Origin of the sequence: Bradyrhizobium sp. 134 (assembly GCF_023074155.1) — a bacterium.
In the GTDB taxonomy this organism is placed as follows: domain Bacteria; phylum Pseudomonadota; class Alphaproteobacteria; order Rhizobiales; family Xanthobacteraceae; genus Bradyrhizobium.
Genome location: NZ_JADPKX010000087.1, coordinates 201812 through 213399, shown reverse-complemented (window position 1 = coordinate 213399; position 11588 = coordinate 201812). Strand labels below are relative to the sequence as shown.

Genomic DNA, 11588 nt, shown 5'->3' with positions numbered 1-11588 from the left:
CCGGATGGAGAACCCCGGTAAAATCATGCTGGAGCTGATCGAGGTCCAGACTGGAAGCTATCTCGGGGAAGACGACATCATCCGGATTGAAGACGACTACCAGCGGTCTTGAGCAGAGTGTCGCTCCAACATGCCGCGAACGTTTAGAAGTTGTCCTGCGAACTGCGACGATCGGAACAGGCTGTTATGACCGACGCCACGCACACGATCCGCAGCGGCGGACTCACCGCGACCATCAAGGCGCAAGGCGCGGAGATGTGTTCGCTGGCGACCGATGCCGGCATCGAGTTCGTCTGGCAGGCGGAGCCGGCCTGGCCGCGACATGCGCCGCTGCTGTTTCCGATCGTCGGGCGCCTCGCCAATGACGAATTGCGGCACCGGGGCAGGACCTACCGGATGACCCAGCACGGCTTCGCGCGTGACAGCCGCTTTGCGTGGGTGGAACGAGGCGAAAGTCGCTGTGTCCTGGTGCTCGAAGACAGCGAGGCGACGCGCGCGCTCTACCCCTTCGCGTTCCGCCTGACGGCAACCTATGCGCTCGACGAATCCGGTCTCGATCTTTCACTCGTGATCGCGAACACCGGCAAGGAGATATTGCCGGCCTCGCTCGGCGGCCATCCCGCTTTCAACTGGCCGCTCCAACCGGGGCTGGCGAAGGAGAGCTACGCGCTGAGCTTCGCGAACGCAGAGCCATCTCCGGTCCGCCGTCTCGATGGCGGCTTGCTGCGCCCGGCAACGGAGCCGAGCCCGGTCAAAGGCTCCGTGTTGCCTCTGTCCGAATCCTTATTCGTCGACGACGCAATCATCTTCGATCGGATCGCGAGCAATTCGGTCCGCTATGCCGTGGAGCAGGGCGCCTCCACCGGGCCGTGGTTGAAAATGTCATGGCGCGGCTTTCGCGAGCTTGGCGTCTGGTCGAAACCATCGGGCGCGCCGTTCCTCTGCATCGAGCCCTGGCGCGGCTATGCCAGCCCCGCCGGCTTCGACGGCGAATTCAGCGACAAGCCGGGCCTGATGCACATCGCGCCCGGGACGGAAGAGCAATTGTCATTTCGGGTTGAGGTTGGATCGTCCTGAGGTGGGGCGGTCTGCGCGCATCTGAAGTTCTCAGACCTCGATCCGCGTGAGGTCCTCGCCGAGCACGACAGGACCCGAATAGTCCCGCCTGACATCCGCAAGCAGCGCATTGAGCATGGAATCGTCGGTGCGAGGCCGGTGATGGGTCAGCGCGAGCTTCTTGACGCCGGCGTTGGCCGCGACCTTGCCGACTGTATCGCCGCAGGCGATCGTGAATTTCGCAAGCCGGCGCAGGTGCTCGTTGTCGATCTCCGGAGTGGCGAGGAAGCAGCACTGGACCAGCAGGTCGGCCCCCTCAGCCAGTCGCTCGAGACCGGGGCAGGGTACCGTGTCGCCGGAGATTGCGATGACCTTGCCCTCGGCCTCGAAGCGGTAGCCGAGACACATCCAGCGTGCGAGGAAGGCCGGCGACATGTCGAGGCCGTCGCCATGCGAGACGAGTTCGGCGCTGATCTTCCAGCGCCCGGTGTCGAGAACGGGGCCGGGTATAATGTCGGTCGCGACGACTGGTTTCCAGCCGCCGAAGCTCGGCTCGCCCTGATCGCGCCAGGCGATGTCCTTGTCGTAGACCTGCGTGACCAGCGTATTGACGAGCCGTTCGGTATCCGGCGGTCCATAGATGCGCAGATCGTCCTTGCGCCCGTGCAACCATGAATTGAGCATCACGTCGTAGAGGTCGCCGATGTGGTCGAAATGGTGATGGGTGAGAAAGACCGTGTTGATGGAGCCGAGCGGCACGCCAGCCTTGCTGAGCTGCACCATGACGCCGCGGCCTGCGTCGATCAGGATGTTTTCCTCGCCGAGCCTGATCAGCGTGGTCGTTGCCATGCGGCGCGGGTCCGGTCGCGGGCCGCCGGTGCCGAGCAGGATGACTTCCATGGCGCCACCTCCTGGGGCAGACTTTTCGGGGCGCACAGTAGATTTGAAGCTCCTGGCGTGGCAAGCGGCCGCGGGATGGGCTTCAGCCCGCACAACAGCCGCTCGTACAGGCCTCCCGAACATGCTGCGCGAGATGAGAAGTGTGGGCCAATTCATACTTAATCCAGCTCGATCGTGACCAATGTTGTTTGGGCGCGCTAACGCGCCTAGTATTGCAGCAGGCAATTCGAGGGGGCTCGAACAAGTCGTGAATGTACGTTCACAGGGCGGCGCGCTCGGCGACCTGAGCTTCCAGGTCGGCCCACAAGCACACAGGACATCCAACATCGTGGCTGATTCCTCAGGTCAGGAATTGCGTGTCGCTGGCCGGGAGCGACTGATCGTCGTCGAGGACGATCCGGTGACGCGGACGATGCTGGTCGGTTATTTCAGCGAGAACAATTTCGACGTGGTCGGTGCCGGCTCCTGCGCCGAATGCCGCCAGGCGCTGCGGACGCGGACCGATCTCGTTTTCCTCGACCTGCAGCTGCCCGACGGCGATGGCTTCGATCTCGCCAAGGAGATCCAGGCGACCAGCAATGCGGGTATCATCTTCGTGACCCGCCGCGACACCGACGTCGATCGCATCCTCGGCCTCGAGATCGCGGGCGACCACTACGTCACCAAGCCGATCAATTTGCGCGATCTGCTCGCGCGCGCGCGAAGCGTGCTGCGGCGGCGCTCGATCGACCGCAAGGCGGCGCGTACCCACAATTCGATCGCTTTTGGCGACTGGATCATCGACCTGACGCGGCGCGAGCTGCTCGGCAGCGACGGCAAGCCGGTGGCGCTGACGCGCGCCGAATTCGACCTGCTTGCGGCGCTCGTCGGAGCTGACGGCAGGCCGCTCAGCCGCGACTATCTGATCGAGGTCGTCAGCAACCGCCAGGCCGAGGTCGATATCCGCACTGTCGATGCCCTGGTGGCGAGGCTGCGGCGCAAGCTGGTCGGCAGCGGTACGCCCGTCATCACCACCGTCACCGGCGTCGGCTACAAGCTCGCGTTGAGCGAGCGGCTCTAGACCCGGGCGCAGCACGACATGGTGCCGGCGGCGCCATCGGGTTCAGCCACTGAAACCGACGAGGAACCGAATCGCGAGAAAGGCCGACAAGGCCACGGCGCCGGTCGCGACGATTGCAAACAAAACTCTCAAACTATTGTGCATGATCTCTATTCAGGTTCGGTTTCAAAGTTCGGTTTCAAAAATGTCGTTCGTCCAACCGCTGCTCGTCTCAAGGCAGCAACTCTAATTCTATTGGCGTGATGCCACCCGTTTCCACTTGGCTTCGACGCGAGCCTTGATGAGGCGGACCCGGGCTTCCTGTGCTGCCCAATATGCCCTGCTCGCGACCGCCGTGCCTTGACGGTAACGCGCGTAAACGTCCTTCGGCTGTGCCGGTGTCTTTTGACTGTGTGCCGATTTCTGATTGTGCGCTGACTTCGAGACGGTGGGTGCCGGAGTTGGCGCCGGTGCTACATCTGGGACGGCCGCGGCTTGGCTTCCCACATTCGTCGAGTTCATGGAGACAAGACGATTGCGGGCGCGATGACAATAGACCTGGGAGCGCGGAGTCATGGACTCCTCGTCATGACCTGCTCGATATTTCATCAGGGCGCGGCAAAGGTCCCCGCCTGCCAGGCGCCATGCGCGACTGAGGTAGAGAACGCCGTAGTGGATGTTGATATCAGGCTCTGCGAGCTCTGCGTTATTTCCCCGAAATCCGAGCATCGCTGCCGTTTCGGGCCGAACCTGCATGAGGCCGATCTCGCCGACGGTGCCAATGGTGCCCGGATTGTAACCGCTTTCAACGAAGACGACGGCCTCCGCAATGTCCGCGGGCAGATTGGTCTTGGCCGTTTCTCTTTCGATAATTTTTCGAATCGCTGCCCGCGATGCCGGCGTCTCTCCGGCGCCGAGATCTGCATTGTGACCGCCGGCCGCCAACGCCGGTCCCACGTCGTTTAGAGCGCCGTCCTGAGCGCGCACGGAGGTGGATGCCAACCAAAGCACGGCTATCGCAACGTGTGTCCACGTCGCGCGGGCATTGATGTGTGTTCGATCCCGCAGCATCGACCACGTATTATATCTTTCGAGTTAACAACCGATTTTCTGGCGGCCCCGGGGCGCTGTCCGGCTCGGACGGCGCGAGCGGCCAGCGGCGCATCGAGGCTATCGCGACCGCGAGCTCTGGTCCGTTGATGCGCTTGGCGCAGCCCCGGCCAATTTGTCGTCGACCGCATAGAGCGTGCAGGTGGGTGACCATTTTGTGCAGGCGCCAAGTGAATCGCGCTGGGCGTCGTCGGCGGTCGCGCGCCCCGAACGCCAGCCGTAACCGCCGTTCGGCGACACCGCAAAAGCCTTGTGCGGCATCGTGCTGGCGAGATAGCGCGCGAACTCGGCCTGCGCGGCCTCGCTGAGCTGGCCCGGTGGCGGGAGCGGATCGGGCAGACTCAGGACGTCGTGGCCGAGACCTCGCTCGCGCAGGAAGGCGTCGAGATATGGCGTCCATTGCGGACGGCTCACCACCGAATAGAGATAGTGGCCATCGTCGCCGTAAGGCGGCGCTGCGACGAATTTCGCGTTGCCGCCGCTGGCGCGAAATCCGTCGTGGAGGCGGCGCGCGAGCTCGGGACCGAAGTAGGAATCGTTGCTGGCATAGACCCACAGCATCGGCGCGCGCGAGGTTTTGCCGAACGTCGCGAAGGCCTGCACCAGCCCGTTGGGATTGCAGACGTCGTCATCGTCGCGCGAGCCGCGCCCACCGGCAAAGCTGATCGCGGCGACGAGACCCGCTGGCGCCTGCGCGGTCAACGCGACAGTGGCGAACCCGCCGGCGGAATGGCCGGCCGCGATCATGCCCGAGGTGGTGACGTCGGCCCTGCGCACCATCGCCTCGATCGCCGCGCGCAAATCCGCCACCGCGACCGCCGCGGCCGGCAGATAAGCGGCAGTCGCGCAGCCGCCGACGCTGTCGACGCGCCCGCCGGGGGAGGTGCCGTAGCCGCGCCGCATTACGATCAGCGCGGCGAAGCCGCGCCGGGCATATTCGAGAGCGATGCCGTAATATTTGTGCGCGGACATCGTCGCGCGATCGTCGAAACTGCGCGGTGAGCCGTGGCTGAGCAGCGCCAGCGGATAGCGCCTGGTCCCGGCCGGCCGGACCAGGAACGCCTCCAGCCCCTGCGGTCCGGCCTCGGCCATCGGGATACGCAAATCCTCGGTGTAGAACTCCGCGGCCGTCGCATCGGGCACGATGCCGGCCATCGCAAGCCAGGCCATCAGAACAACCAGAAGCCTCTGAAACAGCGTCATGCCCCGACTCGAAAAGCCCCGATCGAAAGACCATAGCATGATCTCAGGAACGGCCGCCCCATTGCGGGTGTTGTGCTCTTGGCGGGGGCTTGGCCGATGCTATGGTATCGCGCAATTCTACGACAGGACGAGGTATATTCAGTGGCTGATGTTCATCCCGCGGCGGGCAAGCAGGCCTCGCCGGACGCGCTCACCAACGTTCCGCGGCTGGTGACGGCCTATTTCGCCGGCAAGCCCGATGTCGCCGATCCCGCGCAGCGGGTGGCGTTCGGCACCTCCGGCCATCGCGGCACCTCGTTCAAGACCAGCTTCAACGAGGGCCACATCCTCGCGACGACGCAGGCAATCTGTGATTACCGACGTGAAAAGGGGCTGACCGGTCCGCTCTTTATCGGCATCGACACCCATGCGCTGGCCGAGCCCGCGCTGGTCAGCGCCGTCGAGGTGTTCGCGGCCAACGGCGTCGACATCATGATCGACAAGGACGGCGGCTACACGCCGACGCCGGTGATCTCGCACGCGATCCTGACCTACAACAAGGGCCGCACCTCGGGCCTTGCCGACGGCGTCGTCGTCACGCCCTCGCACAATCCGCCCGAGGACGGCGGCTACAAATACAATCCGCCGCATGGCGGACCGGCCGACACTGATGCGACCTCCGTGATCGAGAGGCGCGCCAACGCCTATCTCGCCGACGGCCTCAAGGGCGTGAAGCGCATCGACTACGCCAGGGCACGCAAAGCCGCGAACGTCCACGCCTATGACTACGTCACACCCTATGTCGCCGATCTCGGCAACGTGGTCGATCTCGACCTGGTCAAATCCGTCGGCGTCAATATCGGCATCGATCCGCTCGGCGGCGCCGCCGTGCATTACTGGCATCCGATCATCGAGCGCTACGGCCTGAAGGCCACGGTCGTGAACGAGGCGATCGACCCGACGTTCCGCTTCATGACGGTGGACTGGGACGGCAAGATCCGCATGGACTGTTCCTCGCCTTATGCGATGGCGAGCCTGATCGCGATGCGCGACCGCTTCGACGTCGCTTTTGCCAACGACACCGACGCGGACCGCCACGGCATCGTGACGCGCACCGGCGGCCTCATGAATCCGAACCATTATCTCGCGACCGCGATCTTCTATCTGTTCGCGCACCGCCCGAACTGGGGCAAGGACGCCGCGATCGGCAAGACCGTGGTGTCGAGCTCGATCATCGACCGCGTCGCGAAAAAACTCGGCCGCAAGCTGGTCGAGACCCCGGTCGGCTTCAAATGGTTTGTCGACGGTCTCCTCACGGGCGGCTTCGGCTTCGGCGGCGAGGAGAGTGCAGGCGCCTCGTTCCTGCGCCGCGACGGCACGGTGTGGACGACCGACAAGGACGGCATCATCCTCGGCCTGCTCGCGGCCGAGATCATGGCGAAGACCGGCCGCGATCCGAGCCAGCTCTTCAACGACCTCACTGCCGAGTTCGGCGTGCCCCATTACGCGCGCATCGACGTCGCCGCCACCACGCCGCAGAAGAACATCCTGAAGTCCGTCACGCCGGAGCAGCTCGGCCTGAAGGATCTCGCCGGCGATCCCGTCCGCGCCACGCTGAGCAAGGCGCCCGGCAACGGCCAGCCGTTCGGCGGCATCAAGGTCGAAACCGATTTCGGCTGGTTCGCCGCCAGGCCGTCGGGCACCGAGGACGTCTACAAGATCTATGCGGAAAGCTTCCGCAGCCCCGAGCACCTGAAGGCGATTCAGCAGGAGGCTCAGGCAGGGTTGGCGAAGGTGTTCGGGGCGTAGTCGTCGAGCCAAAGCGCCGCTGCCACTGCTCCTCCAGGGGGAGACTCGCCGCATCAACAGGTGTCATTACCCGCGAAAGCGGGTGATCCCGTACGCCGTGGCGCCGGTTGAGTGAACCAACGACTGCCGCGGAGTACTGGATTCCCCACTTTTCGCGGGGAATGACAGCGGGACGGGTTTGTATACAAGATTCAAGATAAAGGTATTATAATACGCCAAATCTGTCCTTGAACGATTCTGCCTCTCCGCTATTGTATACATAACGTATCCACAAGCCTTGGGAGTGAGACCGGTGACAAAACCCTTCCCGATGAACGCCTGGTATGCCGCCGCCTGGGACGCCGATGTGAAGCCGGCACTGCTGCCGCGGACGATCTGCGGCAAGCACGTGGTGATGTACCGCAAGGCCGATGGCTCGGTGGCCGCGCTCGAGGATGCCTGCTGGCACCGCCTGGTGCCGCTGTCCAAGGGCCGGCTCGAGGGCGACACCGTCGTCTGCGGCTATCACGGCTTGAAATACAACGCGCAGGGGCGCTGCACCTTCATGCCGTCGCAGGAGACCATCAACCCGTCGGCCTGCGTGCGCGCCTATCCCGTGGTCGAGCGTCACCGCTACATCTGGCTCTGGATGGGCGATCCCGCGCTGGCCGATCCCGCGCTGGTGCCCGACCTGCACTGGAATCACGACCCGGCCTGGGCCGGCGACGGCAAGACCATCCACGTCAATTGCGACTATCGCCTCGTGCTCGACAATCTCATGGACCTCACACACGAGACGTTCGTGCACGGCTCGTCCATCGGCAACGAGGCGGTCGCAGAGGCGCCGTTCGACGTCACCCATGGCGAGAAGACTGTCACGGTGACGCGCTGGATGCGCGGCATCGAGGCGCCGCCGTTCTGGGCCAAGCAGCTCGGCAAATCCGGCCTCATCGACCGCTGGCAGATCATCCGTTTCGAAGCGCCGTGCACCATTGCCATCGACGTCGGCGTGGCGCCGACCGGCACCGGCGCGCCCGAAGGCGACCGCTCGCAAGGCGTCAACGGCTTCGTGCTCAACACCATCACGCCGGAGACCGAGAAGACCTGCCACTATTTCTGGGCCTTCGTGCGCAATTATCAGCTCGGCGAGCAGCGCATCACCTCCGAGATCCGCGAGGGCGTCTCCGGCATCTTCCACGAGGACGAGCTGATCCTTGAGGCGCAGCAGCGCGCGATGGACGAGAACCCCGATCGCATCTTCTACAATCTCAACATCGACGCCGGCGCGATGTGGACGCGCAAGCTGATCGACAAGATGATGGCGAAGGAAAACCCGCCGCAGCATCTTCAGGCCGCGGAGTAAGCCGACATGGCCGAGCGTGAGGTCGACCGCTCCGTCTCGCAGACCGTGAAGGCGCAGCTCGCGCTACGCGACCAGCTCCTCTCGGGCTCGTTGCGCCCCGGCGAGCGCATCTCCGAGCTCCAGGCGGTCGAGACCACCGGCGCCTCGCGCACCCCGGTGCGCATGGCGCTGGTGCGGCTGGAGGAGGAGGGCCTCTTGGAGGCCATCCCGTCCGGCGGCTTCATGGTGAAGGCGTTCTCCGAGCGCGACATCTCCGATTCCATCGAGCTGCGCGGCACGCTGGAAGGGCTCGCCGCGCGCTTTGCCGCCGAGCGCGGCGTCTCCGCGCGCGAGCTCGAGCCGCTGAAGGAGTGCCTCGCCGCGATCGACGACTTGTTGCGCCAGGTCCCGATCTCGGTCGACGCGTTCTCATCCTATGTCACGCTGAACGCGCGCTTCCACGCCCTGCTCACGGAATTGTCGCGCAGCCCGCCGCTCATCCGGCAGATCGACCGCGCCTCGTCGCTGCCGTTTGCATCCCCGAGCGGTTTCGTGATGGCCCAATCGGCGCTGCCCGAGGCGCAGCAGATCCTGATCATCGGGCAGGAGCACCACCGCGTTGTGATCGACGCGATCGAGAACCGCGAAGGCGCTCGCGCCGAAGCGGTCATGCGCGAGCATGCGCGGCTCGCGGTGCGCAATCTGCGGCTTGCACTGCGCAACCGGACCCATCTCGACCTGCTGCCGGCGCTCGCGCTGATCAAGTCCGCAACCGATTGAGAGGGGAGTGCCATGCGCTTCATCGAAACCTGGAGTCCGGCGACGCTTGTGTCGACGCGCGATCTCGCGTCGGGCATCCGCGAATTCCTGATCCGGCCGGACCAGTTCGATGGCGCCGCCTATCCGGTCGGCAGCCACATCAATATCAGCGTCACCATCGACGGGCAGCCGGAGACGCGGTCCTATTCGCTGGTCGGGGAAGCTTCGTCGCGGGGTTTAAGGATCGCGGTGCGCCGTGCCGAGGATTCGCGTGGCGGCTCACGTTATATGTGGTCGTTGCAGCCGGGCGCGCGGCTCGACATCACGACGCCGGCGTCGCTGCTCGCCGTTGACTGGGCACGCCAGAACTACTGCCTGATCGCCGGCGGCATCGGCATCACCCCGATCCTCGGTGCCGCACAGGCGCTGTCGCGGCGCGGCGCCGATGTCACGCTGCATTACGCGGTGCGCTCGCGCACCGAGGCCGCCTATCTCGACGATCTCGCCGCAACGCTCGGTGATCGCCTGGTCGTTCACGCCAGCGATGAGGGCAAGCGGCTCGATCTCGACGCCCTGTTCGCCTCGGTGCCCAAGGATGCGCTGGCGCTGTTCTGCGGCCCGATGCGGATGCTGGATGCTGCGCGCCACGCCTGGATCGGCGCCGGCCATCCGCTCTCCGATCTCCGCTACGAGACGTTCGGCTCCAGCGGCACGTTGCCGACCGAGACTTTTCGCGTGCGCCTGAAAGGCTCAGATGTCGAGCTGGAGATCCCGCGCGAGCGCTCGATGCTGGATGTGCTCAACGCCAGCGGCCACGACGTCATGTACGATTGCAAACGCGGCGAATGCGGCCTGTGCGCCATCGACGTGGTCGCCGTCGACGGCGAGATCGACCATCGCGATGTCTTCTTCAGCGACCATCAGAAGCAAAGCAACCAGAAGATCTGCGCCTGCGTTTCGCGCGCCCGCGGCACCATCACCGTAGACACGCTGCTCCGGGCGGATGCGATCTGACCAGTTCACGATCCGACAGGGACTGCAGGAACCCGTCTGCCTCATGAGTGTTGATCCGCCGCGGCTCTGTGCCGCGAGTGAAGCCAATGACCAGCCACGGGCAGCCAACTGTTTGCCGCGTTCTCATCGTCGAGGATGAGTACTTCCTCGGGGATGATCTGGCGCGGTCGCTACGGTCGCTCGGGTTCCAGGTAATCGGTCCCGTTTCCGAGCTGCCGGACGCGATGGCTATTCAGCATCCTGCTTTCGACGTCGCGGTGATTGACATCAATCTGCGAGCAGATTCGGCTTATCCGATGGCTGACAAGCTCACGCGCGCCGGCAAGCCTTTTGTCTTCGCGACGGGCTATGGGGCCGCCGCCATTCCGCACCGCTTCGAGCACGTGCCCCGATGGGAGAAACCCTACGACGTCGCAAAACTTTCGGATCACGTCCGCGAGCTCTGCGCCGAACAATCGCCAAACGCTGCTGCCGAATAGAGTCGATGCGCGCTCATTCACACCGCTCGCTGTGCGCCTCGGCCCGGCACGGGTCGATTTCGGTTGGCGAGCAGCCAGCGAATTCTTCTCAGCAGCAGCTGCGGGTCAACGGCTCCACGTCCTGAGCTCTCTCTGCAAAGTCCGGCGGCTACATCGACGGATCGCTCGGGTGTACCAGTAAGTAACACCGTCAGCTCCGGCCTGTGCTCTCGGACCCACTTCGCGATACCGAAGCCGTCGCCCGCCAATGCTAAATTGGTGATCACGGCATTGATCGTGAAATCCGCGTGATCGAGAACGTCGATCGCCTCATGGGCCGTCACGGCTTCAATCACCCGATACCCACATTCGCGCAAATGCTTCGCGATCGGCATTCGGATGAAAACTTCATCCTCAGCCAGCAGGATCGTACGGGTCGCCGGAGCGCTGCTTAAATCGGTCATGGAGCGGTAACGGGCCGGCACCCGACCCGTTCCTGGCGACGACAGATCGGATCGCCTCGACTATGGTGCGAGGATCGTAGGGCTTCGCAAAGAAGCCATCATGCAGCGTGCTGTCGTCCCGCGGCAGATCGCTGGATGCCAACAGGATCGGCAGGTCGGGAAATTCTTGCCTCACCGTTTTTGCCAAACCAAGGCCGTTGATTGAGCCGGGAAGCCTGATATCGCTGAAAACAGTCGAAACCCGTGTTCCACCGCGCAACAGGTCAATGGCTTCGTCGGCACTGCCGCATTCGATCACCTCGAAACCTGCACCGCGCAGCTCGTCGGAGATCATCAGGCGTATCCAGATGTCGTCTTCGACAACCATCACGACGTGACGGGGGGTGTCGTTCGGGGCCACTCTCCCGTCCGGCGCTCTGTTCACTTTGGAACTCAATGGGTTAGGGGTGTCCCATCAACTTCAAGGATGCCGCATC

General features: G+C 64.3%; 13 protein-coding genes. 8 read left to right on the top strand and 5 right to left on the bottom strand.

Annotated features, from left to right (window positions below; genetic code table 11):
• Positions 1–112: hypothetical protein (locus tag IVA75_RS40245; protein WP_247358623.1), on the top strand; the 112-nt coding region annotated here is incomplete at its 5' end.
• Positions 113–186: 74 nt separating this feature from the next.
• Positions 187–1077, top strand: a complete 891-nt coding sequence (locus IVA75_RS40000) for an aldose 1-epimerase family protein (protein ID WP_247291420.1) — start codon at positions 187–189, stop codon at positions 1075–1077.
• Positions 1078–1107: 30 nt separating this feature from the next.
• On the opposite strand, the gene IVA75_RS39995 is transcribed toward IVA75_RS40000, so the two are convergent.
• Positions 1108–1956: an MBL fold metallo-hydrolase gene (locus IVA75_RS39995; RefSeq protein WP_247291418.1), complete on the bottom strand. Its 849-nt coding sequence runs from the start codon at positions 1954–1956 to the stop codon at positions 1108–1110.
• Positions 1957–2203: 247 nt separating this feature from the next.
• On the opposite strand from IVA75_RS39995, the gene IVA75_RS39990 reads away from it, so the two are divergent.
• On the top strand, positions 2204–3016 hold the full coding sequence (locus tag IVA75_RS39990; RefSeq protein ID WP_247291416.1) for a response regulator transcription factor: 813 nt from the start codon (positions 2204–2206) through the stop codon (positions 3014–3016).
• 231 nt (positions 3017–3247) lie between these two features.
• Here IVA75_RS39990 and IVA75_RS39985 read toward each other — a convergent pair whose 3' ends face one another.
• Together IVA75_RS39985 and IVA75_RS39980 are read right to left on the bottom strand one after the other, a co-directional pair.
• Complete coding sequence (locus IVA75_RS39985) at positions 3248–4066, bottom strand: transglycosylase SLT domain-containing protein (protein ID WP_247291413.1); 819 nt, start codon at positions 4064–4066, stop codon at positions 3248–3250.
• Positions 4067–4165: 99 nt separating this feature from the next.
• Positions 4166–5308: an alpha/beta hydrolase gene (locus IVA75_RS39980; protein ID WP_247291410.1), complete on the bottom strand. Its 1143-nt coding sequence runs from the start codon at positions 5306–5308 to the stop codon at positions 4166–4168.
• A gap of 141 nt (positions 5309–5449) precedes the next feature.
• Here IVA75_RS39980 and pgm point away from each other — a divergent pair, with 141 nt between their 5' ends.
• From pgm to IVA75_RS39955, 5 genes are all read left to right on the top strand, one after another.
• Positions 5450–7096 (top strand): phosphoglucomutase (alpha-D-glucose-1,6-bisphosphate-dependent), encoded by a 1647-nt coding sequence (gene pgm, locus IVA75_RS39975; RefSeq protein ID WP_247291408.1) that lies wholly within the window; start codon positions 5450–5452, stop codon positions 7094–7096.
• Positions 7097–7388: 292 nt separating this feature from the next.
• Positions 7389–8438, top strand: coding sequence for an aromatic ring-hydroxylating dioxygenase subunit alpha (locus IVA75_RS39970; protein WP_247291406.1), 1050 nt, complete (start codon positions 7389–7391; stop codon positions 8436–8438).
• A gap of 6 nt (positions 8439–8444) precedes the next feature.
• Complete coding sequence (locus tag IVA75_RS39965; protein WP_027568497.1) at positions 8445–9197, top strand: GntR family transcriptional regulator; 753 nt, start codon at positions 8445–8447, stop codon at positions 9195–9197.
• A gap of 12 nt (positions 9198–9209) precedes the next feature.
• A complete protein-coding gene (locus IVA75_RS39960; protein ID WP_247291404.1) occupies positions 9210–10190 on the top strand; it encodes a PDR/VanB family oxidoreductase in 981 nt (326 codons plus the stop codon).
• An 86-nt stretch (positions 10191–10276) separates the two neighbouring features.
• Positions 10277–10669, top strand: coding sequence for a response regulator (locus tag IVA75_RS39955; RefSeq protein WP_247291402.1), 393 nt, complete (start codon positions 10277–10279; stop codon positions 10667–10669).
• Between the two features lie 17 nt (positions 10670–10686).
• Here IVA75_RS39955 and IVA75_RS39950 read toward each other — a convergent pair whose 3' ends face one another.
• Entirely contained in the window at positions 10687–11112 is a 426-nt protein-coding gene (locus IVA75_RS39950; RefSeq protein ID WP_247291400.1) for a response regulator, read from the bottom strand.
• Positions 11063–11512, bottom strand: a complete 450-nt coding sequence (locus IVA75_RS39945) for a response regulator (RefSeq protein WP_247291397.1) — start codon at positions 11510–11512, stop codon at positions 11063–11065. Before IVA75_RS39945 ends, IVA75_RS39950 begins: the two co-directional genes overlap by 50 nt.
• Between the last annotated feature and the right edge of the window lie 76 nt (positions 11513–11588).

What these genes read in the sequence shown, in the direction of transcription:
- IVA75_RS39955 (WP_247291402.1), top strand. Translation starts at nt 10,277, where the DNA reads ATGACCAGCCACGGGCAGCCAACTGTTTGCCGCGTTCTCATCGTCGAG.
- IVA75_RS39980 (WP_247291410.1), bottom strand. Translation starts at nt 5,308, where the DNA reads ATGACGCTGTTTCAGAGGCTTCTGGTTGTTCTGATGGCCTGGCTTGCG.
- IVA75_RS39960 (WP_247291404.1), top strand. Translation starts at nt 9,210, where the DNA reads ATGCGCTTCATCGAAACCTGGAGTCCGGCGACGCTTGTGTCGACGCGC.
- IVA75_RS39965 (WP_027568497.1), top strand. Translation starts at nt 8,445, where the DNA reads ATGGCCGAGCGTGAGGTCGACCGCTCCGTCTCGCAGACCGTGAAGGCG.
- IVA75_RS39950 (WP_247291400.1), bottom strand. Translation starts at nt 11,112, where the DNA reads ATGACCGATTTAAGCAGCGCTCCGGCGACCCGTACGATCCTGCTGGCT.
- IVA75_RS39995 (WP_247291418.1), bottom strand. Translation starts at nt 1,956, where the DNA reads ATGGAAGTCATCCTGCTCGGCACCGGCGGCCCGCGACCGGACCCGCGC.
- IVA75_RS39985 (WP_247291413.1), bottom strand. Translation starts at nt 4,066, where the DNA reads ATGCTGCGGGATCGAACACACATCAATGCCCGCGCGACGTGGACACAC.
- IVA75_RS40000 (WP_247291420.1), top strand. Translation starts at nt 187, where the DNA reads ATGACCGACGCCACGCACACGATCCGCAGCGGCGGACTCACCGCGACC.